This is a genomic window from Novosphingobium sp. Fuku2-ISO-50 (genome assembly GCF_001519055.1).
GTDB lineage: Bacteria > Pseudomonadota > Alphaproteobacteria > Sphingomonadales > Sphingomonadaceae > Novosphingobium.
This window is the reverse complement of sequence record NZ_KQ954286.1, coordinates 139,059-165,405: the sequence shown is the minus strand read 5'-3', so window position 1 is coordinate 165,405 and position 26,347 is coordinate 139,059. Positions and strand designations below refer to the sequence as shown.

Sequence of the window (26,347 nt, the reverse complement as noted above, 5' to 3'; positions counted from 1 at the left end):
CGCAGCCATCGCAACAGATTCCTTTCGGTCAGAACTTTTCGGGCCGCATCAGCACGGCGACGAGATAACCAAGCAGGCCGAGCGCAGTCAGGCCGGCAAGCACGAGGGAAGGGGTCATGATCGAAGCGCTCCTGTCACGAGGCGTCGCACAGACGCATGAAACCGATTGAGAGCAGCGTCAGGCCGACAAGTGCGGTCAGCCAGGCAATGTCGGACGCGATAACGGGGTCGGACACGATAACGGGTTCCTTTTCATGCGCAATCGGGTCAGTTTTGAAACTGATCCACACCGTGCCCTTTGTTCCGAGTGCCCGTTAAGGTTCCACGGCGAAGCGGGGGCGGGGCATTAAGAAGCCATAAAGACATCATGCCGGTGCGCGCATTTTCGCAAACGTCCGTGCGCTTCATTGTGGTGGATCGCGCGAGGCCGAGCGGGCATGGTGCGAGGCTTATGGACACCACGATCCCACGCCGGGCCAAATTCGGGCACTTGATGAAGCGCATGGCTGGCCTTTTGCCGCTTGACCGGACGATCCCTGCCGATGCAGGCGGTATCGCGATGGCCTTTTGCACCACCATGCTTCGTCCGATTGTGCTGATCCTGCTGGGTCTTATGGTCCTGCCGGGGGCGGCCTTTGCGCAAAAGATCGATGGTACGCCGCGTACCGTGGTGATGACCGCATTCGGCCCCGAATATGCCGCGCTCGAAGGGGCGGTGGTCCAGCCGCACAGCTTTGCGATCAACGGCATGACATTCGTCACCGGCACGCTCGAAGGAAAGCCGGTGGTGCTGATGAAAAGCGGGGTCAGCGTGGTCAACGCGGCGATGACCACGCAATTGGTGCTCGATCGCTTTGCCGTGCGGCGGATCGTGTTTTCGGGGATTGCCGGCGGGGTCGATCCGGCGTTGGCGATCGGCGATGTGATCGTGCCCGAAGACTGGGGACAATATCTCGAAGCCTCGTTTGCGCGCGAAACGCCGCAAGGCTGGCGTCCGCCCGAAAGCTTTGGCGAGGCGCCGCCCAACTGGCGTTTCATCTATCCGCGCGGGACGACCGTGGCGCGCGCCGATCGCGCGCCGCAGCGGTTCTTTACCATTCCGGCCGATCCTGCGCTGATCGCTTTGGCGCGCAAGGTCGTGCCGGGGCTGGCGCTGTCGGCCTGTGTCGATATCGGCGGGCAACGGCAATGCCTGCCGCGTGCGCCCAGGGTCATCGTCGGCGGTACGGGGGTTACGGCGGGGATTTACGCCGACAACGCCGAATTTCGCGATTATCTCCATACTGCCTGGCATGCGCGCGTGCTCGACATGGAAAGCGCGGCGGTGATCCAGGTCGCTTATGCCAATGACGTGCCGGGGATCGTGTTTCGCAGCCTGTCGGACCTTGCCGGGGGCGATGCCGATGCCAATCGCATGGATACGTTCATGCAGCTTGCCTCGGCCAATTCTGCCAAAGTGGTGCGCGCCTATCTTGCCGCGCTGCCGAACTGAACCGACATGACAAGAGCCTGGCGCGGCGCAATCCTGTCGGTGTCGCACGATCCGGCGCTCGATCCCGCCGCCGTCCGTCACGAGGCCGATGGCCTGCTGGTGGTCGAAGACGGGATCGTCGTCGCGCGCGGGCCGTTTGCCGATCTGGCGGAGCGGTTTGCCGATGTGCCGGTCGAACGGCTCGACGGGCTGATCGTGCCCGGCTTTGTCGATTGCCACGTCCATTACCCGCAGATGGACAGCATGGCGGCGCACGGCGAACAACTGCTCGACTGGCTCGAACGGCATATCTTTCCCGCCGAGCGGGCCTTTGCCGATCCGGCCCATGCGCGCGCTGTGGCGGGGGTGTTCTGTGACGAGCTCTTGCGCAACGGCACGACCAGCGCGCTGGTCTTTCCCACTGTCCATGCCCATTCGGTCGATGCCCTGTTCGAAGCGGCGATGGCGCGGGCGATGCGCCTCGTCGGTGGCAAAGTGCTGATGGATTGGGGGCCGCCGGGGCTGTGCGATACTGTCGAAACCGCGCGCGCCGAAACCGAGGCGCTGATCGCGAAATGGCGTGGGCGCGGGCGGCTGGGCTATGCGATCACGCCGCGTTTTGCGCTGACGTCGTCGGATGACCAACTGGCGATGGCGGGCGATCTGCTGGCGCGCCACCGCGATGTCCTGTTGCACACGCATTTGTCGGAAAACACCCGCGAATGTGCGCAAGTCCGCGCGCGGTTTACCGATGCGCGCGATTATCTCGATGTCTATGACCGCTTTGGGCTGGTCGGCGCGCGCTCGGTCTTTGCCCACGGGATTCATCTGTCGGGGCATGAATGCGCGCGGCTGGCCGAAAGCGGGGCGGGGATCGCGGTGTGTCCGTCCTCAAACCTGTTTCTGGGCTCGGGGATGTTTGATTTCACCCAGGCGGCGGAATTTGGCGTGCGGTTGGGGCTGGGCAGCGATGTCGGCGCGGGCACGACGTTTTCGCTGCTCCATACGGCGGGGCTTGCCTATCAGGCGGGGCTTGCGCGCGGGCACCGGCTCGATCCGTTTCGCGCGCTGTGGCTGGCAACCGCAGCGGGCGCGGCGCTGCTGCATGTCGAAGACCGGGTCGGCGCACTGGGCGAGGGGCAAGAGGCCGATTTCGTTCTGCTCGATCCCGCCGCAACGCCGCTGCTCGCGCGGCGCACGCGCGGCGCGGCGCTTGCCGAGACGCTGTTTGCGCTGCAAGTGCTGGGCGATGACCGCGCGGTGTCACGGACGTATGTCATGGGCCGCTGCGCCTGGGATCGCGACACCGCGCGTTTCCATCCTTTTTCGGAGCCGGGTCCATGACCGATCTTGACGCTTTCATCACCGGCCTGCCCAAGGCAGAGCTGCATCTCCATATCGAAGGCAGCCTGGAGCCCGAGCTGATGTTTGCGCTGGCCCGGCGCAACGGCATCGCGCTGCCCTATGCCGATGTCGAAGCGGTGCGCGCCGCTTATGCCTTTTCCAATCTTCAGGATTTTCTCGACATCTATTATGCCGGGGCGGCTGTGCTGCTGACGCGGCAGGATTTTCACGATCTGGCGATGGCCTATTTCGACCGCGCCGCCGCCGATGGCGTGGTCCATGCCGAGATCATGTTCGACCCGCAGACGCATACCGCGCGCGGCGTGCCGTTTTCCGAAGTGATCGAAGGGCTGTTGTCGGCGATCGCCGAGGCCCAGGCGCGCCATGGGCTGACCGCCTGCCTGATCATGAGTTTTCTGCGCCATCTGAGCGAGGCCGATGCCTTTGCCACGCTGGAAGAGGCCGGGCCGTGGCTCGACCGGATCGCGGCGGTCGGGCTCGATTCCTCCGAACTGGGCCATCCGCCCGAAAAGTTTGCCCGCGTCTTTGCCGCCGCGCGCGAACGCGGTCTGAAATGCGTCGCCCATGCAGGCGAAGAAGGGCCGCCCGCTTATGTCACCGGCGCGCTCGATGCGCTGCATGTCGATCGCATCGATCATGGCAACCGCGCCCTGGAGGACGAGGCGCTGGTGCGTCGACTGGTCGATCTGGGCATGACTCTGACGGTGTGCCCGCTGTCCAATCTGAAGCTGTGCGTGGTCGACAGCCTCGATCAGCATCCGATCGACCGCATGCTCAAGGCTGGGCTCAGGGCGACGATCAATTCCGACGATCCGGCTTATTTCGGCGGCTATGTTGCGGACAATTATCGCGCGGTGGCCAAAGCGCGCGGTCTGTCGCGTGGCGATCTGGCGCAGGCGGCGCGCAACAGCCTGACCGGATCGTTCCTGCCGGGCGAGGCGATCGCGGCGCTTTGTGCGCGGCTCGATGCGTTCGTCGACGCGGCTTGATTATGTAACGGGCGCGATGTGCGAGGCCGGATAGCCCAATCGCGCAAATTCGGCTTCAAGCTCGCCCAGCACGATCCCCGCCGCGTGCGAAGGCGTGCGCGCTGTCGCGGTACACAGCGCCAGCGTCATCGGGCGCAGAACGGGGTCGGTCAGGCGTGTGAAGGACAATAGCCCGCGTTGCACTTCGGTCGCGACATCGAGCGAGGTCAGCACGCCGATCCCCGCGCCTTGCAGAACCAGCGAGACGATCATCTGAATGTTGTCCGACGTCGCGCGCCGGTCGAGCGCGATGCCGCTGGTCGCTTCGAGCACTTCGATCTGCTGGCTGACTGCAAGCGGACGCGAAGGCACGATGACCGGCAGCCCGGAGCAAGTCGAAAAGCGCGCCTCCGGGCTGCGCCCTGCGGGATGACCGGGCGGCGTGACGAGCCCCAGCACGACATCGACAAAGGCCCGCACGGTCAGGTCGCGATAGGAATGCGGCTCGAACATCACGCCAAGATCGACTTCGCCATCGGCCACCAGGCGCCGCACGACATCGTTGCCCTGAACCCTGATGCCGACCGTTATCCCCGGATAGCGGGTTTGAATCGCATGGATCAGCGTCGGAATATGCCCTTTGGCCAGCGCGTCGATCACCGCGATTTCGACATGCCCGCGCTTCAATCCGCGCAAATCCTCGATCTGGGCCAGCACATCGGTCAAATGCTTTTGCCAGCGCCCGCCCGCCGCCATCAGGACTTCGCCCGCTGCCGTCAGGCGGAGCCCGGTCGAAAGCCGCTCGAACAGCGGCATGCCCAGCTCTGCCTCGGCATTCAAAATCTGCCGATCGATCGCCGAAGCCGAAACATTCAGCTCTTCCGCCGCGCGGCGGATCGAGCCGAGCCGACCAACGACAACGAAATAGCGCAGGAAACGCGAAAAGGCGGGCATGAGGGTTGCTCGTATTTCTGGAACGGGATCGCCAAAAGCATTGCATTTATGCGTGCGCCGTCAAGTCATTTGGTAGGGGCGGGCGCATTGCAAGGGTTTGGGAATCGCCGGGAAGCCTGCTAGGCGCCCCACCATGTTGACCATATCCGGCCTTACCGTGCGCCTTGGCGGGCGCGATATCATTTCCGATGCCAGCGCGATGATCCCGCCGCGCGGCAAAGTCGGGCTCGTCGGCCGCAATGGCGCGGGCAAATCGACGCTGGTCAAGACGCTGATCGGCGAGCTTGAGCCCGATGGCGGATCGATCGACATGCCGCGCGGCTGTCGGCTCGGCTATATCGCGCAAGAAGCGCCCAACGGCGACGCGACGCCGTTTGAAACCGTGCTGGCCGCCGATGCCGAACGCACGCAATTGCTGGCCGATTCCGAAACCGAAACCGATGCGCATCGCCTGGGCGATATTCATGATCGGCTGATCGCGATCGATGCCTATGCCGCCCCGGCGCGGGCCGCGCGCATCCTGTCGGGCCTCGGGTTTGACGAGGCGGCGCAAGGCATGCCGCTCGATTCGTTTTCGGGCGGGTGGAAAATGCGCGTGGCGCTGGCCGCGCTGTTGTTTTCCGAGCCCGATGTCCTGCTGCTCGACGAACCGTCGAACCACCTCGATCTCGAAGCGACGCTGTGGCTGGAAAACTTCCTCAAGTCCTATCCTGCCACGCTGTTGATCATCAGCCACGAACGCGATCTGCTCAATACCGTGGTCGATCATATCCTGCATCTGCAGGGCGGCAAGCTGACGCTCTATCCCGGCGGTTATGACGATTTCGAGCGGCAGCGGGCCGAGCGTGCCGCACAGGCCGCCTCCTTTGCCGCCGCCCAGGAAGCGCAGCGCGCCAAGCTGTCCGACTATATCGCCCGCAACAGTGCGCGCGCCTCGACCGCGCGGCAGGCGCAGGCACGGGCCAAGATGCTGGCGCGGATGCAGCCGATCGCGGCGCTGAGCGAAGATCCCTCGCTGAGCTTTGACTTTCCCGATCCCGACGAATTGCGTCCGCCGCTGATCACGCTCGATCTGGCGAGCGTCGGCTATGGCGATACGCCGATCCTGCGGCGGCTGAACTTGCGGATCGATCCCGATGACCGCATCGCGCTGTTGGGCCGCAACGGCAACGGCAAGACCACGCTGGCGCGCCTGCTCGCCGCACAATTGCCCGCAATGGAAGGCTCGATGACGGCCAGCGGGCGGATGAAGATCGGCTATTTCACGCAGTATCAGGTCGAGGAACTGGCGGGCGATGCGACGCCGCTGGTCCACATGACCCGCGCCATGCCCAATGCCACCCCGCAGGCCGTGCGCGGGCAACTGGGCCGTTTCGGCTTTTCCGGGCATCGCGCGATGGCCGAAATCCGCACGCTGTCGGGTGGCGAACGTGCCCGGCTCGCCTTGGCTCTGGTCACGCGCGACGCGCCGCACTTGCTGATCCTCGACGAACCGACCAACCACCTCGACGTCGATGCGCGCGAGGCGCTGGTCCAGGCGCTCAACACCTACAAGGGCGCGGTGATCCTGATCAGCCACGATCGGCACATGGTCGAACTGACCGCCGATCGACTGGTCTTGGTTGACGAAGGCACCGCGCGCCCGTTCGACGGGGCGATGAGCGAATACATCGATTTCGTGCTGGGCCGCAACCAGCCCAAGGCGGAGGGCGAAAAGGCCAAATCCGGCTCCAAGGCCGACCGCAAGGCCAGCGCACAATTGCGCGAACAGCACCGCAGCATGAAAAAGAAGGTCATCGACGCCGAAGCGCAGATCGCCAAGCTCCAGGCCGAAATCAACGCGCTGGATCGCGCGATGTTCGAACCGTCGAGCGCCACGGGCGAACTGGCCAAGCTGGCGATGGGCGAATTGTCGCGCCGACGCGGCGTTGCCGCATCAAAGCTGGAAGAGGTCGAAGCAGCATGGATGGCGGCAAGCGAAGCCTATGATGCGGCGATGGCGGCGGGGTAGGATAACGTATGCTATGATAACGTATGCTATAGGGCGGCATTGAACAATGCGCCTCAGGCTGTTATAACGTCCGTATGAACGCTAATCTCTAAATCACCAAGATCGGCAATTCTGCGGGGGTTGTCCTGCCCAAGGAACTGCTGGCAAAGCTGCGGGCGGGGGTGGGGGACACGCTTTACGTGTCGGAAACCCCGGACGGCATTCGCATCACGGCAAGTAATCCTGATTTCGCGGCCAAGATGGACTTGGCTGAGCAGATCATGCGCGAAGATCGCGACATCCTGCGCGTTCTGGCGAAGTGACATGACCGATATGCACGAGCCGATCCAGACCGAACCGGTCTGGATCGAGGTGGACCTTGTCCATGCCATTCATGATCGCCAACTGGCTGAACATGGCGGTCTGGTGGGCGTGCGCGATGCAGGCGCGCTGGAATCGGCGCTGGCGCGGGCGCGCAATCGCTGGACGTATGGAGAGACCGACATGTGCGCGCTGGCTGCGGCCTATGCTTCTGGCGTGGCGCGCAATCATCCGCTTTCGGAGGGTAACAAGCGCACGGCATGGGTACTGGCGCGCCTGTTTCTGGCCCTGAACGGCGTGAAAATCGCGTTTACGCCCAAGGATGCCATTCAGACGGTCTTGCGTCTTGCCGGCGGCGATCTGGGCGAGGAGGCACTCGCCCAGTGGTTCCGCGACAGGGCGTCAGAACCGCGTTGAGACGCCGACATAAAGCTGCGCGCCCGGGGTTGCCTTGTTGAGGCCGAAATTGCCGCCGAAGTCGAGTTGCAGCGTGGGCCGCATCAGCCACGCAAAGGCAAAGTCGGCCGAATATTGCGCGACCGTGCCTGCCGGATCGAAATTTTGCGCGGTCCACAATTCGCCATAAAGCGTCAGCGTCGGGGTCAGCGCCTTGCCCAGATTGACGACTTGTTGAACCTGGACATGGCGCCGCGCGGGATCGACGCCATCGGCCAGAACGTCGACTTCAGGCACCAGCGTCAGCGTGAAATCCTTGGGCAGGGCGATGTTTGCCGGGATAATCACGCCGCCTTCCCATTGCCCGTTACCAATGCCGAGCCGCGCGGTCGGCGCCTTGATATAGGGCAGGATCGCAATCGACACTTTCGCGTCGGCCGGGGTCAGGCGCTGTTTCAGCCGGAGTACGAGGTCGCCCACGCCGCGCAGCGTGCCGACGCCCTGGGTATGGACCGATTCATAGGGCACCCAGTTGGCCTCGATGTCGGTCGATGACGTCACCCCCAGTTTGACCGTGGGGTTGGTATAGAGCACGGTATCGGTGGCCACGCCGCCCTGCGTCAGGCGCGACCAGTTGAAGCCGTCGGCTTCGATCTGCACAGCGCCGTCGGGAACGGTGCAGGCGAAATTGGATCGCGTCGGGCGGTCGGTGCAGATCGGGCTGGGCGCGCTTGCTGCGGGAGCGGTGGCAGGCGCCGTCTGGCCAGATGCGGATTGGGCCAAAGCGGGTGTTGCCAGCAGCGCGGGCAAGATCGCCAGGATGGCTTTTTTCACGAACATTTCCCCCCCAATGCCCCACGCTGTGGGATGGTCCGATTCGCGCCGTCATACATGATCCGGCACGACGCGCATTGCGCTGGCTTAATGACACGGCGCAAAGAAACACCGGGTAAGCGCAACGCTGGGTAAGCGAGCTATGGGGGGCAATGCGGTATTCGGCCCGGTCATCCCTTCGCAAGGCGCAGAAATGACCGGGCGAACCGACGTGTCAGCCGAGAACGTCGGCAACCGGGGTATAAGTGTAGCCCAACTCGGTGGCGACAGCTTCGTAAGTCACTTTGCCTTCATGGACATTGAGCCCGGCGGCAAGGTTGGCATCGGCCTTGAGCGCGGCTTTCCAGCCGAGATTGGCGATGCGCAACGCGTGGGGCAGGGTGACGTTGTTGAGCGCATACGTGCTGGTGCGGGCAACGCCGCCGGGCATGTTGGCGACGCAATAGTGGACCACGCCATCGATCACATACGTCGGTTCGGCATGAGTTGTCGCGTGGCTGGTTTCAAAGCAGCCGCCCTGATCGATCGCCACGTCGACCAGCACGGCGCCGGGGCGCATCGTCGACAGCATGGCGCGCGTCACCAGCTTGGGCGCCGCCGCGCCGGGGATCAGCACCGCGCCGATGACGAGGTCGGCATCGGCGACGAGGTCGGCGAGAGACGCCTTGCCCGAATAGATCGTGCGCGCGCGACCCTGGAAATGGCTGTCGAGCTTTTCCAGCACTTCGGGATCGCGATCGAGGATCGTGACATCGGCGCCAAGGCCGACCGCCATTTGCGCTGCGTTGAAGCCGACCACGCCGCCGCCGATCACCACGACTTTGCCCGGCGCGACGCCCGGCACGCCGCCCAGAAGCACGCCGCGTCCGCCATGCGCCTTTTCGAGCGCGGTGGCGCCCGCCTGGATCGCCATGCGACCGGCGACCTGGCTCATCGGCTTGAGCAGCGGCAGGCTGCGGCCCGGGCCGGTGACCGTTTCATAGGCAATCGCCGTCACGCCCGATTTGACGAGGTCGGCGGTCTGTTCGGGGTCGGGCGCGAGATGCAGATAAGTATAGAGCACCTGACCCTTGCGCAGTTGCGCGCGCTCGACGGCCAGCGGTTCCTTGACCTTGACCACCATTTCGGCGCCCGCGAACACCGTCGCCGCATCGGGCTTGATCACTGCGCCGGCGGCTTCGTAGGCGGCGTCGGTTGCACCGATGCCGAGCCCGGCACCGGCCTGGACCCACACTTCATGACCATGCGCGACGAGTTCGCGCGCCGATTCCGGGGTCAGGCCAACGCGATATTCGTGGTTCTTGATTTCGGTAACGGTGCCGATGCGCATGGGTCGATCTCCTGTCTGGATATGACGCAAAGGATAGTCTGGCGCGCATGACAATTGTTACCCGATTTTGCCCTTGTTGTCGCCCTGTATGCAATGTTATTCGATATATGGCATTAATAACGGGAAAATTTGGCATGGATCGCACGGATCGCAACCTGCTTGAGGCGCTGCAACGCGATTCGTCGCGCTCGGTTGCCGACGTGGCCGAGCTGGTTTCGCTGTCGCCCTCGGCCTGCCATCGCCGGATCAAGGCGCTGGAGGAACAGGGGTTGATCGCGGGCTATGCCGCGCGGGTCGATCCGCGGCGACTGGGGCTTGCGGTCGAGGTCTTTGTCGAAATCACGCTGACCAGCCAGAGCCGCGAGGCGATGGACCGCTTCGAACGCGCAGTGGGCGATTTCGACGATATTCTCGAATGCCACCTGATGAGCGGCAATGCCGATTACCTTTTGCGCATCGCGGCGGCGGACCTGGCCGATTACGATACGATCCATCGCGATTGCCTGGCGCGGCTGCCGGGCGTTTCGGCGATGCGATCGTCGTTTTCGATCCGCCGGATCAAACGGATGGAAGGCTATCCGGTCAGTCGCTTGCGCTGAGGCCGATGGCAGCCATCATCTTAATCGTTTGATTAAATAATCTGGACAGGGGCGTTTGAGCGGGTAAGCTGCGCAACCGAACGGGATACCCGGACGGGAGAGAACAATGGTCTTTGACAACACCTATCGCATGCTGATCGGCGGCGCGCTCGAAGCGGGCTCGGCCCGGTTTGACGTCATCAATCCCGCGACCGAAGACGTCATTGCGCAGGCCCCCGATGCCACGCCCGGCGATCTTGACCGTGCGACTGCCGCCGCCCGCGCGGCCTTTCCGGGCTGGGCTGCCACACCGATTGTCGAACGCAAGGCGGCGCTTTCCGCCCTGGCCAACGCGATCTGGGCCAATGCCGACGAATTCAAGCGGCTGCTTACCCTCGAACAGGGCAAGCCGCATCACGAGGCAGGGGCCGAAGTGATGGGCGCCGGTTATTGGCTTCAGGCGCATACCGCGCTCGACTTGCCCGAAACGGTCAACGAGGATTCCGACGAGCGCATCAGCATCACGCGCCATGTTCCGCTTGGCGTGGTGGGCGCGATCGCACCATGGAATTTCCCGATGATCCTGGCGATGTTCAAGGTCGCGCCGGGGCTGCTTGCGGGCAATACCATGGTGCTGAAACCGTCGCCGTTCACCCCGCTGACCACGCTGAAATTCGGGGAACTGGCAAAGGACATCCTGCCTGCGGGCGTGCTCAACGTCATATCCGGGGGCGATGCTCTGGGGCCGTGGATGACCGCCCATCCGGGCTTTGACAAGATCAGCTTTACCGGATCGACCGCAACCGGGCGGCGCGTGATGTCTTCTGCTGCGCCGACGCTCAAGCGTGTCACGCTCGAACTCGGCGGCAACGACGCCGCGATCGTGCTGCCCGATGTCGATGTCGAAAAGATCGCCGAAACCTTGTTCTGGGCCGCGTTTGCCAACAACGGTCAGATCTGCATCGCGACCAAGCGCATGTATATTCACAAGGACATCTACGATCCGTTGCGCGATGCGATCGTCGCTTATGCAAAAACGGTCAAGGTCGGCGATGGCGCGGAACAGGGCACGCAGATCGGACCGATCAACAACCGGCCGCAATACGAACGGGTGCTTGGCCTGATCGAGGATGCCCGGGCCAAGGGCTATACGTTCCTGTTGGGCGGCGAAAAGGCCGATGTGCCGGGCTATTTCATACCGATCACGATTCTCGACAATCCGCCCGAAGACAGCCGTATCGTGCAGGAGGAACAGTTCGGCCCGGTTCTGCCGCTGATCAAGTTCGACGACTATGACGACGTAATCGCGCGCACCAATGCCACCGATTATGGCCTTGGCGGTTCGGTCTGGTCAAACGATGAGGACAAGGCCTGGGATCTCGCGCAGAAGATCCAGTCGGGCACGGTATGGGTCAATGAAACGCAGCACTTGTCGCCGCTGGCAGCGTTTGGCGGCGTCAAGCAGTCGGGTGTGGGTGTCGAAGGCGGGCTGGAAGGGCTGCTCGAATACACCAATGCCCAGACGCTCGTGCGCCGCAAGAAACCGGCGTTTGCACAATAGGTCTGGCTCCCGGGCGCGCCCTCTTTGCCGGGGGGCTCAATCGTGAATCCTGAAGCGATTGCGTTTCCCGTCGAAGGCCAATGCGACCGTCGCGCCGATCGGGTCGCCGTTCGCCGCCAGAGCCAGCGTTGCCTCGTCGGCGGCGTTGGCGATGAAGCGGCGCCCGTCGGCGAGATGCCCGATCGCGATCGCGTTGGTGGGCACGCCCTTGTTGCGCCAGACGGTATAAGTTTCGATCGTGCCGGGGCCCTCGGCCTCGGCGACCGGTTCGATGCAGGCGGCGGCGTCGAGCTGTGCCTGGATCGGGTCATGGACCAGAGCTTGCCAGGGCGCGGCCTTGGGCGAGAGCACCAGCGCGGCGAATTTCGATTGAAACCCGCCATTTGCACCGACCAGCCCAAATGGCCGGGCGCTCTCGTCACGCAGTCGCTCGACCATGCCGGCGATGGCGTGCATCGAATAATTGTTCCCCGCTCCGCCGAAATAGGGCAGGCCGCCGGTCACCGTCAGCCCGCGCGGATCGTCGGCGGCAAGGCCTAGCCCTGCAATCGCGTTGAACACCGGGATCGGGAAACAACTGTAGAAATCGAACGCGCCGAAATCGGCGACGGTCTTCCCCGCCAGCGCCAAAGCCGCAGCAAGCGCGGCATCGGCGGCCGGATAGGCGGCAAGGTCAGGCCGGGCGAGCACCTCTTTTTCATGGGCGAGCGTCGCGGCGTGGACGAACGTCCAGCGGCTTTCCGGAATTCCGGCGGCCCGCGCGGCGGCGATGGACATGACCAGCACGGCGGCGCCCTGATTGACCTGATCGCGTGAGACGAGCTTGATCGTATAGGGATCGGTGACCAGCCGGTTGCGCTCCGATGGCGTGGCGATCTCGTCGGGCGAGAGCGGGGTCGAGGCGGCGCAAGCATAGCGGTTGGCTGCGGCGATTTGCGTAAACGGGGCGAACAGCGCGCCCATCGCACGAGCGTACGTTTCCTTGTCGAGCCCCAGATGGCGCCGCCGCGCATTTTCCATCAGCGCATAGGCAATGGGCGGCGATACCACGCCGTGCGCGATCGCCAGCGGCGACAGCAGCCCTTTGACGCCAAGCCCGCGATCCTCCATCGCACCCGCATCGCTTTCGCCCCAGGCGCGCGTTTCCCCTGTTGCGGACAAGTGGCGCGCGCTCGAAATCGCCTCTGCGCCGAAGACCAGCGCTGCCTCGGCTTCGCCTGCGAGAATACGCTGACCCATTTCCATCAGGATCGTCACCGGCGATTGCCCGCCGACTTTGTCGAGCACGGCAATGGCGGGCGCGATTCCCAAACGGCGCGCGACGGCCAGCGGGAATTTGTCGGGTTTGCCGAATGGCGACGGGGCCGCGTTCGAATCCTCGAACGTGCGCACTGCGCCGACTGCCGTGACCAGGCGCCGCGCAGCATCGGCAGCGCCGCTGTCGGCCAAAGCCGCTTCGGCGGCGCGCGCGGCCAGATCGGCGGCGGATAGGCCGGCATAATCGGCGTCTGCGATGCGTTCGACGGCCTGGCCGACGCCGACAATGATCGGCGTGCGCGGATCGAGCGTGGTGCTTGCAGTCATGAACGGCCTCATCCCGATTTAAGCGATCGATTAAGGCGCCATTCAAAGCCGGGATTTGCCGGTTGCGCAAGAGGGGATCGCGGCGTCGGCCGGTTTGCGGATGATCGCCTGCCTTGTGCTCAGGCCACTCTTTCGAGCATTCCGGCCAGTTGGATGCGCTCGTCGGGTTCGAGCCGGGCTTCGATCGAGCCGTGGATCGCGGCGGCATAGGCGGGCCACATCGCCGCGCGTCGCTGCGCTCCGGCGGGCGTGAGAGTGACGATCTGGCCGCGCGCATCGCCGGGGCAGGGGGCTACGGTCACCAGCCCGGCGCGCTCCATGCGCGAGAGCAGGCGCGACAGATTGTATTGTTCGATGCCCAGCACGCCCTGGAGGTCACGCGGGCGCATGGCCCCGCGCCGTTCGAGCGCGACGAGGATGTCGTACCATTCGAGCGGGGGCAATCCGGCGCGTTTCAATTCGGCGCGCGCCGCGCGCAAGGCGCGGGCGCCTGCGCCGAGCAGGCGATCCCAGGCGAGCAGGGTAATGGCGGCGGGCTTTGTCATGCCGGCAATCCTGCCCTGCGGACGGCGCGGCGGCAATTCCGGCTCGATGCCGATGCATCGGTTAACCATTGGGCAGGATTTGCCGATCGATGCCGCCGCATCAAATCAGATCATGCCGCTGCATCGATCTTGATGCCGCGGCATCGATGGGTCAGCCGCTCGGCTCGATTTCGGTGAAAATGCGGTCCTGCGCGGTGTGAATGTCGCCGGATTCGATCTGCAGCGCGAGCCGTTCGCGGTCGCGCGCGCGAAAGCGGATTTCGGCGCGTTTGATCGCTTCCTGGCTGAGCCCGACGTCGTCGAAGGCGTTGCGAGCCATGGCGATGGCCGATTCCATCGTTTCGCGGATCACGTGCGTTGCAGGCGAGGGCGCGAGCCGGATCAGCGCGCGGCGGTCAAAGGCGCGGACATGAATGGCTGCCTGGGGAAAGGCCTGATGCACCGCCTCGATCAGCGCGGCGTCGATCTGGTCTCCATCGAGGCAGAACAGGATCAAGGCTGCAGACGAGGCGCCCGCCTGATGCAGCAGGTCCAGCCGGGTGCCATCGCCGAAATAGACTTTTGCGCCGAATGTCGCGGCAATGTCGATGGCGGCGACATCGCGGTCGATCAGGGTTACCTCGATTCCGCCGGCGAGCAGCATCTGCCCCACCGCCTGGCCAAACCGGCCATAGCCGACGATCAGTGCATTGGCGCGATCGCCCCCACCCGCGCTTTCCGGCCCCGCGCTTTCCGGCCTCGCGCGCTCTTGCACCGGGCCGGTCGGCTGTTCGCGGAACCGGCGTGTCGCTGCCATCAAAAACGGGGTACTCGCCATCGACAGCGTTACTACCGCGCCAAACAGGCTGGCCGCTTGCGGCGCGATCAGCATGGCACGCGTGGCCTGCGCAAACAGCACGAAGCCGAATTCACCGCCCTGGCTGAGCAGCAGGCCCAGCGCCAGCGCGCTGCGCCAGCCCATGCCGAGCAAGGCACCGATGGCCAGGATCACCCCCGCCTTGGTCACGATCAGCAAGAGCGCGATCGCCATGACAAACAGCGGCTCGCGAATGATCGCCGACAGATCGAGCATCATGCCGACCGACAGGAAAAACAGCCCGAGCAGGATCGAGCGGAACGGTTCGACGGCGGCTTCCAGTTCGTGGCGATAGGGTGTGCCGGCGAGCATGACCCCCGCGATGAACGCGCCGAGCGCGCTCGACAGGCCCAGGGCCTGCATCAGCGCGGCGGCGGCGAGCACGGTAAACAGCGCCGCGACCACGAACATCTCGCGCTCGCCCAGATTGCCGATCACGCGAAACAGCGGACGCAGCAAAAAGCGCCCGGCCAGTACCAGCGCGACAATCGCACCCGCCGTTCCGACCGCCATCAGCCATCCCGGCGGCGCGCCAGCATCGGCGGGATTGCGGCTGAGCATGGCGACGATCGTGATCATCGGGATAATCGACAGATCCTGAAACAGCAGGATCGCAAAGGCGCGTTCGCCAAAACGGGTTTTCAACCGACCGGACGATTGCAGCATCGGCAAGACCTGTGCGGTCGATGACAGCGCCAGGGGCAGCCCCAGCGCCAGCGCGGCCGCGCCGGAAAAGCCGGTGGCGAGATGGAGCGCCGCCGCCAGCACCAGCCCGCACCCTGTGACTTGCATGATCCCGGTCAGGAAAATGTCGCGTCGCATCCGCCACAGCCGCGCCGGATCAAGCTCCAGCCCGACCAGAAACAGCAGCAGCGTGATGCCGAGTTCGGCAATGCCCATCTTCTGCTCGGCTTCGCCCACGAGATCGAGGCATTGCGGCCCGACCACCACACCGGCCAGCAGGTAGCCCAAGGTTGCCCCCAGGCCGAGCCGGCGGAACAGCAGCACGAATGCCAGGGCAAAACCGAGCAGCAGAAAGCCGTCGTGAAGCAGGGGAGGCGGGGCGGCGGCGTGCAGGGCAATGGCTCCTTTGGCGGTGGGACTTTTGCAGCGGGACAGGGCGCTGGACGTTGTCCCCGCACGCCGGGGCGGCGTCAAGCGCGGGGATCGGGAAACGCCGCCCGTAATGCTATTGACATCATTGTAGGCAAGAGGGATGCAAGCGCCGTTCGCCAAGCGGCGCACAGATGCAAAGGGAGAGCATGATGACCGTTGCCGGAACCTATGAAGTCGTCACCAAGACCCCGATGGGGGACCAGAAATCGACCCTGACGGTCAATGTCAGCGGCGATGCCTTTACCGGCAGCAATGTCGGCCCGATGGGATCGCTCGACATCACCGACGGCAAAGTCGACGGCCAGACGATCAGTTGGTCGAGCAAGATCACCACGCCGATGCCGATGACGCTCGATTGCAAGGCGACCATCGATGGCGATGCGATTTCCGGCACGGTCAAGGCCGGGATGTTCGGCAGTTTTCCGCTGAACGGCAGCCGCGTCGGCTGATCGGTTCACGCATGCCTGTACGAAGGGCGCCCGGTTTCAGGCGCCCTTCAGCTTTTTGATGGTGCCTGAAAAGGCGAGCACTTCGCGCCCGTCGGCGCGGATCAGGCCGCGGGCAAAGATCAGGCTGCGCCCGCCACCGGTGCGCTCGCCGCGCGCGAGCAGCAACTGGCCGGCATTGGCCGCGCGCAGAAATTCGCAGTTCATCGTTACCGTTACGCCGTGCACTTGCTCACCCTCCGAGCCGCCGATCATGAACAGGCTGAAATCGGCAAACGTCATGAGGCTGCCGCCATGGACGATGCCGTGGCCGTTGCGGTTGTCCGCGCCGGGGCGAAAACCGCAGACGATGCCCTGATCATCGCGTGCGACATAGAATGGCCCGGCAAGGTTTTCGAACGGATCGACCCCTCCCCATTGATACCATCCGGCCCATTCGCCGGTTTCGATTCGCGTCAGCTTGCCGCTGAACGGCGGTTCCGGTTGCAGGCGCAGGTCGGATGCGAGCGGTGCGGGATGATGGGGCACGCGGGAATCTCTTTCATCGGCGGGGACATGGTCGTCGCCGGCGGGTGGCGTACCGGTTGGGGCGCGTCAAGCCGTTGCGGCGCAGCGGGCGCGCGTCCCGGTAAAGGTCAAACGGGGCATTCTGATACGATTTGATGCAAATCTTTGTTCGTATCGGGCCCGAAACGACAATTTAGTGTTTCTGCTTCGCCCGGCATTCGCGTTAGGAAACCGCCGCCACCGGTTCCCGCCCGGTCTTGCCCGTCTGGACACGTTGCCATGACGCCGGATCGCGTGCGGGACTGCGACAATGGCCCGGATTGATGGTTTTTGCCGAGCCCATGGAGGTTTACCCTGTCGAGTTTCATCGAGGATCGCGCGCCGGAACAGCCATCCGGGTCGCACAAGTCGCGGCCGCGCTGGTTGGCCTATGCGCTGGTCATTGGGGTGCTGGTCGTGGTTGCCTTGGGCGCGCGCTGGTTTGCCGCTGCGGGCGTGACAAGCAATGCCAAGGCCGGTCGTCCGGCTGCGGCAGTCGCGATCGCGACAGTGGCGCTGGCCGATATGCCTGAAACGGTCAGCGCGATCGGCACCGTTACGCCGCTCGATACCGCCACCGTACACACGCAGCTTGCGGGCAATGTCATGGCCATCCTGTTCAAGGAAGGGCAGATGGTGTCCGCCGGGCAGCCGATCGTGCAAGTCGATCCGCGTCCCTATGCGCTGACGCTGAAGCAGGCCGAGGGCACGCTGGCGCGCGATTCGGCGAGCCTGACGATGGCCCGGCTCGACCTCAGACGCTATGAAACGCTCGCGGCGCAGGATTCGATCGCGCGCCAGACGATGGAAGACGAACGCGCGACGGTCGCGCAGCTTGAAGGCACTGTCGCCACCGATCGCGCCGCAGTCGGCTCGGCTCGGCTCAATCTGCAATATACCACGATCAAGGCGCCATTTGCCGGTCGCATCGGCCTCAAGCAGATTACCGTGGGCAATTATGTCACCCCGTCCGATGCCAACGGCGTTGCCGTGGTGACGCGCATCGATCCGATCGATATCGAATTTTCGGTGCCTCAGGCGATGCTCGGCGACGTCCAGCGCAAAGTCGGCAGCGGCGCGGGCCTTCCGGTCACGATTCTCGACCAGGACAACAAGACCGTGCTGGCGCAAGCCGCATTTTCGACTTTTGACAACCAGATCAACACCAGCACCGGCACGGTCATGGCCAAGGCGCGCGCGGTCAATCCGCCGGTGAGCGGAAAAGATGGGCAAACCTCGCCCGCGCTGTTTCCCAACCAGTTCGTCAATGTGACCATGTTGGTCAGCACGCTGCGCCAGGTGCCGGTCGTGCCGGTTTCGGCGCTGCGCCATGGCTCGCAAGGCGATTTCGTGTTTGTGGTTCAGCCGAACAAGACGGTGAAGATCGCGATCGTGCGGACGGGGCCGAGCGACGGGACGCGAATGGCGATCCTGTCCGGGCTGCAAAAGGGGCAGATCGTCGTTTCCGAAGGTGCCGACGGGCTTGACGAAGGGTCGGCGGTGCGCCTGCCCGGAGACAAGAGTGGTGGCGGCGGAAGCAGCGACAAGAGTGGCGGCGGGAGCAAGAGCGGCAAGCGGGCCGGAGCCAAGGCCCAGTGAGCGACGCCGACATCGCGACCGACGATCCCGCAGCGCCCCCATCGACAGGCGGGCCATCGCGCCCGTTCATCCTGCGCCCGGTGGCGACGACCTTGCTGATGGTGGCGCTGTTGCTCGCCGGGCTGATCGCCTGGAAACAACTGCCCTTGTCGGCGCTGCCGCAAGTCGATTACCCGACGATCCAGGTCAGCACGCTCTATCCCGGCGCGAGCCCCGATGTCATGGCGCTGACCGTGACGAGCCCGCTCGAACGCCAGTTCGGACAGATGCCGGGCCTGACGCGGATGACGTCCTATTCCTCGTCGGGCGCCTCGGTGATCACCTTGCAGTTCACGCTCGGCCTGTCGCTCGATGTCGCCGAACAGGAAGTCCAGGCCTCGATCAACGCGGCCAATTCGCTGCTCCCGTCGGATCTGCCGGCACCGCCTGTCTATGCCAAGGTCAACCCCGCCGACGCCCCGGTCCTGACTCTGGGCGTATGGTCAAAGTCGCGTCCGCTGGGGGAAGTCGAAGGCATTGTCGAAAGGCAGCTTTCCAACAAGATTTCGCAAGTATCCGGGGTCGGCCTGGTCAGCCTGTCGGCAGGGCAAAGGCCGGCGGTGCGGATTGTCGCCAACGTCCAGGCCATGGCTGCGCGCGGTCTCAGCCTCGAAACGATCCGCAACGCGATTGCCAATGCCAATTCCAATATGGCCAAGGGCAATTTCGACGGCGCCACCAAAAGCTGGACGATCGATTCCAACGATCAGCTCAACAGCCCGGAATCCTATGCCGCGCTGGTCGTCGCGTGGAGCAACGGGCAGCCGGTGCGGCTGAAAGATGTCGCCAGCGTCGAGGCCGGGGTTGAAAACGTGCGCACCGGCAGCTGGATGAACAAACAGCCGGCCGTGATCATCGACGTGCAGCGCCAGCCCGGTGCCAATGTCATCGCCACGGTCAATGCGATCAAGGCGGCCTTGCCCGATCTTCAGGCGCAGCTTCCCGCCGATGTCGAAGTCACCGTGCTGACCGACCGGACCGAAGGCATTCAGGCCTCGGTTTCCGACGTTCAGTTCGAACTGGTGCTGGCCGTGCTGCTGGTCGTGCTGGTGATCTTCCTGTTCCTCGGATCGCCCCGCGCGACACTGATTGCCGCGATTTCGGTGCCGCTCAGCCTGGTCGGCGCGTTTGCCGCGATGTGGGCGCTGGGCTATTCGATCAACAATCTGACGCTGATGGCGTTGACCATCGCATCGGGGTTTGTGGTCGACGACGCGATCGTGGTGATCGAAAACATCGCGCGCCATATCGAAGCGGGGATGAAACCGTTCGACGCGGCGCTCAAGGGCGCGAGCGAGATCGGTTTTACCATCATTTCGCTGACGGTCAGCCTGATTGCCGTGCTGATCCCGCTGTTGTTCATGGGCGATGTGGTTGGACGCCTGTTCCGCGAATTTGCAGTCAGCCTGGCGGTGACGATCGTGCTGTCGGCCGTCGTCGCGCTGACCGTGGTGCCGATGCTGGCGGCGCGGCTGTTGCGGCCCGAGCATGAGGAGCGGCGCCTGGCTGTGGTCGACAAGGCGATGGGCGCCTTTGATCGGCTGGCGCACAGCTATGGGCGCGGGCTCGACTGGGTGATCGCGCGGCCGCGGGCAACGCTTGGCGTGTTTGCCCTGAGCCTTGCGCTGGCCGGCGTGCTGTTCTGGGCGATCCCCAAGAATCTGTTTCCGGTGCAGGATACCGGGCAATTGCGTGCGACGGTCGTCGCCAGTCCCGATGTCAGTTTTTCGCAGATGGCCTCGCTCCAGCAGCAAGTCGTCGCCCAGGTGCTCGAAAGCCCGGCTGTCGCCTCGCTGTCATCGGCAGTGGGCGTCGATGGTCAGAATGCGGCGCTCGACCAGGGGCGGATGATCATCAATCTCAAGCCGATCGAAGCACGCGGCAGCCTTTCCGAGGTGACCGCCGATATTGCCGAACGTGCGGCGAAAATCCCCGGTGTGCGGGTCTATCTCCAGCCGGTGCAGGATCTGACGATCGATACCGAGACCGGGCTCACGCCTTATCGCTTTGCGCTGCAGGGGGCTGACGCCAATGCCGTCAACGACTGGGCGCGCAGGCTTGCCGACAAGCTCAAGGACGATCCTTCGCTGATCGATGTCAATACGGCGAGCCTCGGGCAGGGGCGCGCGGTGTTCATCGATGTCAACCGCGATGCCGCCGCGCGTCTGGGGATGTCTTTGCTGACGGTCGACAACGCGCTCTATGATGCCTTTGGTCAGCGCATCATCTCGACGATCTATACGCAGTCGAGCCAGAGCCGGGTGATCCTGTCCGCGACGCCGGGCATGTTGTCCGATCCGTCGTCGCTGGCGCGGTTCTACATTCCATTATCCAATGGGACGCAAGTGCCGCTCGGCACTGTCGCGACGATCCGCGAAGGCTGGGTGCCGCTCGAACTGTCACGGCAGAACCAGTTTCCGTCGGCCTCTATCGGGTTTGACGTCGCGCCGGGTGTTTCGCTCGGCAAGGCGGTCACCTCGATCGAAAAGATCGAAAGCGAGATCGGCCTGCCGATTTCGGTCAGCACCGACTTTTCCGGTGCAGCCTCGGCATTCCGTTCGGCGCTTTCGAACGAGGTTCTGCTCGTGCTCGCGGCGATCCTGGTCGTCTATATCGTGCTCGGCGTGCTCTATGAAAGCTTCATTCACCCGATCACCATCATCTCGACGCTGCCTTCGGCCGGGGTGGGGGCGCTGATCGTGCTGGTGCTGTCGGGCTATGGGCTGGGCGTGATCGGCATTATCGGTATCGTGCTCCTGATCGGGATCGTGAAGAAAAACGCGATCATGATGATCGACTTTGCCGTGGTTGCCATGCGCGAAGAGGGGCATGATCCGCTGACCGCGATCCGCAGCGCTGCCTTGTTGCGTTTCCGGCCGATCATGATGACCACGTTTGCCGCGTTGTTTGCCGCGCTTCCGATGATTTTCGGCAGCGGCATGGGGCATGAGCTGCGCCAGCCGCTCGGTCTGGCGATCGCCGGCGGCCTGATCCTCAGCCAGGTGTTGACGCTGTTCACCACGCCGGTGATCTTTCTGGCGTTCGAAAATATGCGCGAGGCGCGGGCGGCCAAAAAGCGGCAGGCGAATGAACCGGGGCTCGAACCCGCGTGAACATCTCGGCCCTCTTCATCCGGCGACCGGTCGGCACCCTGCTCCTGACGCTGGGCGTGGTGCTGGCCGGGGTGCTGTCGTTTCTGAATTTGCCGGTCGCGCCTTTGCCCAAGGTCGATATTCCGACCATTCAGGTCCAGGCGAACCTGCCCGGGGCGAGCCCCGCGACGATGGCGAGCACCGTGGCCAGCCCTCTGGAGCGTCGCCTCGGAACGATCGCCGGGGCCAACGAGATGACGTCTCGTTCGACATTGGGCTCGGCGCAGATCACGCTGCAATTCGATCTCAATCGCGATATCGACGGCGCCGCGCGCGATGTGCAGGCGGCGATCGCGGCGGCGCGGGCCGACTTGCCGTCGACGCTCAAGGCTCAGCCGAGCTATCGCAAGATCAACCCCGCCGAAGCGCCGATCATGATTCTGGCGCTGACCAGCCGGTCGCGCAATCCCGACCAGATCTACGACGCCGTGTCGAATATCGTGCAGCAAAAGCTGTTGCAGGTAAACGGTGTCGGCAATGTCGAGTTGGGCGGCGCGGCGCTGCCTTCGGTACGGATCGAGATCAATCCGACGCTGCTCGCGCGCGACGGCATTGCGCTGGAAGACGTGCGCACCGCGCTGCAATCGGCCAGCACCGACCGCCCGCGCGGCGTGATCGAATCGATCGGCGTGGAGCAGGGTGCCAATGGCAGGCGGGGGCTGGCCTGGCAGGTCTACAGCAATGATCCCGCGCTGACTGCAAAGGACTTTGCCCCGACGATCATCGCCTGGCGCAATGGCGCGCCGGTGCGGCTGATGGACATCGGCAAAGTGATCGATGCGCCCGAAGACACGCGCACGATGGGTCTGTTCAACGGGAAAAAGGCGGTGCCGATCATCATCACCCGCCAGCCCGATGCAAATATCGTCCAGACGGTCGATGCGATCAAGGCGCAGGTCCCGGGTCTGCAGGCGCTCTTGCCCGATGACATCAAGCTTTCGGTGGTCACCGACCGCACGGTCACCATCCGCGCCTCGCTCGCCGAAGTCGAAGTCGCGCTGCTCGTTTCGACCTTGCTGGTCGTGCTCGTGGTCAGCCTGTTTCTGCAAAGCTGGCGCGCGACGCTGATCCCGGCGGCGGCGGTGGTCGTTTCGCTGCTGGGCACGCTGGCGGTGATGTACATGTCGGGCTTTCTGCTCGACAATCTGTCGCTGATGGCGCTGACCGTGGCGACCGGGTTCGTGGTCGACGATGCGATCGTGGTCGTCGAAAATATCGCCCGCCATGTCGAGGAAGGCGTCAAGCCGTTCCCGGCAGCCTTGCGCGGTGCCCGCGAAGTCGGGTTTACCGTGCTGTCGATTTCGATCAGCCTCGTTGCGGTGTTTATCCCGCTGGTGTTCATGGGCGGGATTCTCGGGCGGTTGTTGCGCGAATTCGCGCTGACCATGACCGCCGCCGTGGCGATCAGCCTGATCGCGTCGCTGACCGTGACGCCGATGCTCGCGTCGCGCCTGCTCGAACGCGAAGCGGATAGAGACGCCCATGTCGATCGTTTCAGCCGGGTCGTGTTCGACCGCTCGCGGCGGTTTTTCGACTGGCTGCATCGCGGCTATGCGCGGCAGCTCGATTGGGCGCTGGCGCATCGCGGCCCGGTCCTGCTGCTTCTGCTCGGCGCCGTCGTGCTCAATGTCTATTGCCTGATGATCGCGCCCAAGGGATTCCTGCCGCAACAGGATACCGGCAGCATGGCGGGCGGATTGCGCGTCGATCAGTCGCTCTCGTTCACCAGTCTTCGCGAAAAGATGACGCAGATCGAGCGGATCGTGCGCTCCGACCCGGCGGTGGCGAACGTGGTCGCCTTTGCCGGCGGCGGGCGTGCCGGGTCGGGCTTCATGTTCGTCAATCTGAAACCGCGCGACCAGCGGGTGGCGGTAACCGATGTGATCCAGCGGCTGCGTCCAAAACTGGGCCGGGTGCGCGGGGTCAGCCTGTTTCTCAATCCGGTGCAGGATCTGCAGGTCGGCGGTCGCCAGACCACCAGCATGTACCAATATGTGCTCCATGCCGAAACGCCCGACCAATTGGCTGATGCCGGCAATCGCCTGGTCAAGGCGCTGAAAGCGCAGCCCGGCAAGATCATCGATGTCGATATTGACCAGCAGGATGCGGGCGCGGCCTCGTATGTCGATGTCGATCGCGACCGCGCGAGCAGCCTTGGCATTTCGATGCTGACGGTCGACAACACGCTCTATGATGCGTTTGGCCAGCGCGAGGTTGCCAATATCTACAAGGGGCTCAACCAGTATCACGTGGTGATGGAGGCCGACCCGGCGTTCAACGGCAAACCCGAAGCGCTCAATGATCTCTACCTCCCGGTCGGCGGCGCCATCGCGCTGGCGCCGCAGGCCGCCTCGGCCAATGCCTCGCTCGGCAACAACCAGGCGCTGGGCAGCGCGGTCAGTACGTCCGCATCAAAGCTGGTCCAGCTCTCGACTTTGGCGCGCTGGCGCTCGGCCTCGACCAATGCGGCGGTCAGCCATTCGAGCGGCGAGCCTTCGGCCACGATTTCGTTCAATCTGCCGCCCTCGGTTTCGCTGGGGCAGGCGGGACAAGTGATCGCCGATGCACAGCGTCAGTTGCGGCTGCCCGCCACGGTTCATGGCGATTTCGGCGGAACCGCCAAAGTGTTTCAGCAATCGACCGCGACCATTCCCCTGCTGATCGTGGCGGCGATCGCGGCGATCTATATCGTGCTCGGGATACTCTATGAATCGGCCATCCATCCGCTGACCGTGCTCTCGACACTGCCTTCGGCGGGGCTGGGGGCGATCCTCGCGCTGATCGTGACGGGTGGCGAATTCGACATCATCGCGCTGATCGGCATTATCCTGCTGATCGGCATCGTGAAGAAAAACGCGATCCTGATCATCGACTTTGCCATCGAGAGCGAGCGGCGTTTCGCTATGCCCCCGCTTGAAGCGATCCGCGAAGCATGCCTCTTGCGCTTTCGCCCGATCCTGATGACAACGCTGGCAGCCGCGCTTGGCGCCTTGCCGCTGGCGATCGGGTTTGGCGACGGGGCCGAACTGCGCCGCCCGCTGGGGATCGCGATTGTCGGCGGGCTGCTGGTCAGCCAGGTGCTGACGCTGCTGACTACGCCGGTCGTCTATCTGGCGCTCGACAAATGGCGGCGGCGTTCGCCGTTTGAACACATGCTTGCGCGTCATGGCGACGAAGACAGCGCCCCCGAAGCGGTGAAGGCATGATGCCCCTCCGCGTTGCCGCGCCCGATACGAATGTGGATAGGCTCAATTCGATGACCAAACGCCTGTTGCCTCTTGTTGCCCTCTCGACTGCGATGTCGACTGCCTTGGCGGGCTGTTCGATGGCGCCGACGTATCGCGTTCCGACGAGCGTTGCGCCGACGGCGGCGTTCAAGGCCGATCCGGGCTGGGCCCAGGCCAATCCCTCGGACGCGGTGGCCAAGGGCGCATGGTGGACGCTGTTTGGCGATGAAACGCTCGATGCGCTTGAGGCAAAGGTGGCGATCACCAACCAGAACCTCGCGTACTACCGCGCGTCTTACGCTCAGGCGCTGGCGACGGCGCGGGTCGATCGCGCCGCCTTGCTGCCCACGGTCGGGGCTACCATCGGGGCAACGCGGCAGGGGGCCGTCTCGACCAGCGGCCCGGCAAGCAGCACGTTTACCGCAACCGGCACGGCAAGCTGGGCGCCCGATCTGTGGGGCAGCCTGACCAACACCGCGCGAGCGGCACGCGCCAATGCCCAGGCTTCGGCGGCGGAGCTCGCCAATGCCACGCTGTCGGCCCAAGGGACACTGGCGACCGACTATTTCGCGCTGCGCGGTATCGATGCGCAGGCGGCCATGCTCGATGCGACACTGGTGTCGTACCGCCGCTCGCTCGCCATCACGCGCAACAAATTTGCCGCCGGAACCGCCAGTTCCGCCGATGTCGATACCGCGCGCACCACTTTGGCCAATGCGGAGGCGAGCCGCCGCGATCTCGATCGTCAGCGCGTGGGCTATGAAACCGCGATTGCCGTGCTGGTCGGCGAAAACCCGAGCGCGTTTGCGATCAAGCCCATGCCTTGGCGCCCGGTTGTCCCGGCGGTGCCCGGCGTCGTGCCTTCGGCAGTGCTCGAACGCCGACCCGACATTGCCAATGCCGAGCGGCTGGTCGCCGCCGCCAATGCCAATATCGGCGTGCAGCGCGCGGCGTTCTTTCCGACGGTATCGCTGACCGCCGAGCTGGGTACGAGCGCCGCTTCGTTCAGCAGCCTGTTCGGCGCGGCGACATCGGCCTGGTCGCTGGGCGCGAGCGCTGCGCAGACCCTGCTCGACTGGGGCGCGCGTTCGGCCAAAGTGGCAGGCGCGCGCGCCGCCTATGATGCGGCGGTCGCGACCTATCGCCAGACCGTGCTGAGCGCGTTTCAGGAAGTCGAAACCGATCTTGCCGGGGTCGATGGCTATCGCGCGGAGGCCGTGCATTACCACGCGGCGTCTGAATCCGCCGATCGCGCCGAAGCGGTGACGCGCAACGAATATCAGGCGGGCACGGTCGATTTTACCACGGTCACCACCGCGCAGGCGACCGCCTATGCCGCGCGGGTCAATCTGATCGGCAATACGGTCAATCAGCAGAACGCCGCAGTCGCCCTGATCCAGGCGATCGGCGGTCAGTGGATCGGGCCGGTCGAACTGAATCCATCCCCCAAACCACCCACGAACTGACAC

The 26,347-nt window shown here is 64.4% G+C and carries 22 protein-coding genes; 14 read left to right on the top strand and 8 right to left on the bottom strand.

Features of this window, described 5'->3' with window-relative positions; all coding sequences use genetic code 11:
- Positions 1-28 precede the first annotated feature (28 nt).
- The gene (kdpF, locus tag AQZ50_RS03730) at positions 29-118 is read right to left on the bottom strand and encodes a K(+)-transporting ATPase subunit F (protein WP_067742815.1); all 90 of its coding nucleotides are present in this window, start codon (positions 116-118) and stop codon (positions 29-31) included.
- Positions 119-577: 459 nt separating this feature from the next.
- Between kdpF and AQZ50_RS03725 the strand changes: the two genes are divergently transcribed.
- Genes AQZ50_RS03725 through AQZ50_RS03715 form a run of 3 tightly spaced genes read left to right on the top strand, consistent with a single transcriptional unit; the run spans position 578 to position 3,825 of the window.
- Complete coding sequence (locus AQZ50_RS03725) at positions 578-1,492, top strand: 5'-methylthioadenosine/S-adenosylhomocysteine nucleosidase (protein ID WP_067743765.1); 915 nt, start codon at positions 578-580, stop codon at positions 1,490-1,492.
- Positions 1,493-1,498: 6 nt separating this feature from the next.
- Positions 1,499-2,815, top strand: coding sequence for a guanine deaminase (gene guaD, locus AQZ50_RS03720; RefSeq protein WP_067742812.1), 1,317 nt, complete (start codon positions 1,499-1,501; stop codon positions 2,813-2,815).
- Positions 2,812-3,825 carry an adenosine deaminase gene (locus AQZ50_RS03715; protein ID WP_067742809.1) on the top strand — a complete coding sequence of 338 codons (1,014 nt, stop codon included), beginning with the start codon at positions 2,812-2,814 and terminating at the stop codon, positions 3,823-3,825. Before guaD ends, AQZ50_RS03715 begins: the two co-directional genes overlap by 4 nt.
- On the opposite strand, the gene AQZ50_RS03710 is transcribed toward AQZ50_RS03715, so the two are convergent.
- A complete protein-coding gene (locus tag AQZ50_RS03710; protein ID WP_067742806.1) occupies positions 3,826-4,758 on the bottom strand; it encodes a LysR family transcriptional regulator in 933 nt (310 codons plus the stop codon).
- Positions 4,759-4,891: 133 nt separating this feature from the next.
- Here AQZ50_RS03710 and AQZ50_RS03705 point away from each other — a divergent pair, with 133 nt between their 5' ends.
- The 3 genes from AQZ50_RS03705 (at position 4,892) to AQZ50_RS03695 (ending at position 7,486) form a co-directional block, all read left to right on the top strand.
- On the top strand, positions 4,892-6,769 hold the full coding sequence (locus AQZ50_RS03705; protein ID WP_067742803.1) for an ABC-F family ATP-binding cassette domain-containing protein: 1,878 nt from the start codon (positions 4,892-4,894) through the stop codon (positions 6,767-6,769).
- Positions 6,770-6,861: 92 nt separating this feature from the next.
- Positions 6,862-7,071, top strand: a complete 210-nt coding sequence (locus tag AQZ50_RS03700) for an AbrB/MazE/SpoVT family DNA-binding domain-containing protein (protein WP_067742800.1) — start codon at positions 6,862-6,864, stop codon at positions 7,069-7,071.
- A gap of 1 nt (position 7,072) precedes the next feature.
- A complete protein-coding gene (locus tag AQZ50_RS03695; RefSeq protein ID WP_369801371.1) occupies positions 7,073-7,486 on the top strand; it encodes a type II toxin-antitoxin system death-on-curing family toxin in 414 nt (137 codons plus the stop codon).
- On the opposite strand, the gene AQZ50_RS03690 is transcribed toward AQZ50_RS03695, so the two are convergent.
- Both AQZ50_RS03690 and ald read right to left on the bottom strand, forming a co-directional pair.
- A complete protein-coding gene (locus AQZ50_RS03690) occupies positions 7,472-8,299 on the bottom strand; it encodes a transporter (protein WP_231730097.1) in 828 nt (275 codons plus the stop codon). The genes AQZ50_RS03695 and AQZ50_RS03690 overlap by 15 nt on opposite strands.
- Before the next feature lie 214 nt (positions 8,300-8,513).
- On the bottom strand, positions 8,514-9,629 hold the full coding sequence (ald, locus tag AQZ50_RS03685; RefSeq protein ID WP_067742796.1) for an alanine dehydrogenase: 1,116 nt from the start codon (positions 9,627-9,629) through the stop codon (positions 8,514-8,516).
- Between the two features lie 134 nt (positions 9,630-9,763).
- Here ald and AQZ50_RS03680 point away from each other — a divergent pair, with 134 nt between their 5' ends.
- Positions 9,764-10,228 carry an Lrp/AsnC family transcriptional regulator gene (locus AQZ50_RS03680; RefSeq protein ID WP_067742793.1) on the top strand — a complete coding sequence of 155 codons (465 nt, stop codon included), beginning with the start codon at positions 9,764-9,766 and terminating at the stop codon, positions 10,226-10,228.
- A 106-nt stretch (positions 10,229-10,334) separates the two neighbouring features.
- Positions 10,335-11,768 (top strand): aldehyde dehydrogenase family protein, encoded by a 1,434-nt coding sequence (locus tag AQZ50_RS03675; RefSeq protein WP_067742791.1) that lies wholly within the window; start codon positions 10,335-10,337, stop codon positions 11,766-11,768.
- 36 nt (positions 11,769-11,804) lie between these two features.
- Here AQZ50_RS03675 and AQZ50_RS03670 read toward each other — a convergent pair whose 3' ends face one another.
- Together AQZ50_RS03670 and AQZ50_RS03665 are read right to left on the bottom strand one after the other, a co-directional pair.
- The gene (locus tag AQZ50_RS03670) at positions 11,805-13,352 is read right to left on the bottom strand and encodes a hypothetical protein (RefSeq protein WP_067743759.1); all 1,548 of its coding nucleotides are present in this window, start codon (positions 13,350-13,352) and stop codon (positions 11,805-11,807) included.
- Between the two features lie 119 nt (positions 13,353-13,471).
- Positions 13,472-13,897 carry a MarR family winged helix-turn-helix transcriptional regulator gene (locus AQZ50_RS03665; protein WP_067742788.1) on the bottom strand — a complete coding sequence of 142 codons (426 nt, stop codon included), beginning with the start codon at positions 13,895-13,897 and terminating at the stop codon, positions 13,472-13,474.
- Between AQZ50_RS03665 and AQZ50_RS21125 the strand changes: the two genes are divergently transcribed.
- Complete coding sequence (locus AQZ50_RS21125; RefSeq protein WP_255354593.1) at positions 13,896-14,030, top strand: hypothetical protein; 135 nt, start codon at positions 13,896-13,898, stop codon at positions 14,028-14,030. The two genes, AQZ50_RS03665 and AQZ50_RS21125, sit on opposite strands and share 2 nt — an antisense overlap.
- An 18-nt stretch (positions 14,031-14,048) precedes the next feature.
- Here the strand turns inward: AQZ50_RS21125 and AQZ50_RS03660 are convergent, their stop codons facing one another.
- Positions 14,049-15,830 carry a cation:proton antiporter domain-containing protein gene (locus tag AQZ50_RS03660; protein ID WP_067743756.1) on the bottom strand — a complete coding sequence of 594 codons (1,782 nt, stop codon included), beginning with the start codon at positions 15,828-15,830 and terminating at the stop codon, positions 14,049-14,051.
- Positions 15,831-16,018: 188 nt separating this feature from the next.
- On the opposite strand from AQZ50_RS03660, the gene AQZ50_RS03655 reads away from it, so the two are divergent.
- Complete coding sequence (locus tag AQZ50_RS03655; RefSeq protein ID WP_082703427.1) at positions 16,019-16,318, top strand: hypothetical protein; 300 nt, start codon at positions 16,019-16,021, stop codon at positions 16,316-16,318.
- A 36-nt stretch (positions 16,319-16,354) separates the two neighbouring features.
- Here the strand turns inward: AQZ50_RS03655 and AQZ50_RS03650 are convergent, their stop codons facing one another.
- Entirely contained in the window at positions 16,355-16,843 is a 489-nt protein-coding gene (locus AQZ50_RS03650) for a PaaI family thioesterase (RefSeq protein WP_231730096.1), read from the bottom strand.
- A 309-nt stretch (positions 16,844-17,152) separates the two neighbouring features.
- On the opposite strand from AQZ50_RS03650, the gene AQZ50_RS03645 reads away from it, so the two are divergent.
- Genes AQZ50_RS03645 through AQZ50_RS03630 form a run of 4 tightly spaced genes read left to right on the top strand, consistent with a single transcriptional unit; the run spans position 17,153 to position 26,344 of the window.
- A complete protein-coding gene (locus AQZ50_RS03645) occupies positions 17,153-18,460 on the top strand; it encodes an efflux RND transporter periplasmic adaptor subunit (RefSeq protein WP_231730095.1) in 1,308 nt (435 codons plus the stop codon).
- Positions 18,457-21,612, top strand: a complete 3,156-nt coding sequence (locus tag AQZ50_RS03640) for an efflux RND transporter permease subunit (protein ID WP_067742783.1) — start codon at positions 18,457-18,459, stop codon at positions 21,610-21,612. Before AQZ50_RS03645 ends, AQZ50_RS03640 begins: the two co-directional genes overlap by 4 nt.
- Positions 21,609-24,857, top strand: coding sequence for an efflux RND transporter permease subunit (locus tag AQZ50_RS03635; protein ID WP_067742780.1), 3,249 nt, complete (start codon positions 21,609-21,611; stop codon positions 24,855-24,857). The genes AQZ50_RS03640 and AQZ50_RS03635 overlap by 4 nt, the downstream gene beginning before the upstream one ends.
- Positions 24,854-26,344, top strand: a complete 1,491-nt coding sequence (locus AQZ50_RS03630) for an efflux transporter outer membrane subunit (RefSeq protein ID WP_231730094.1) — start codon at positions 24,854-24,856, stop codon at positions 26,342-26,344. The genes AQZ50_RS03635 and AQZ50_RS03630 overlap by 4 nt, the downstream gene beginning before the upstream one ends.
- Positions 26,345-26,347 lie beyond the last annotated feature (3 nt).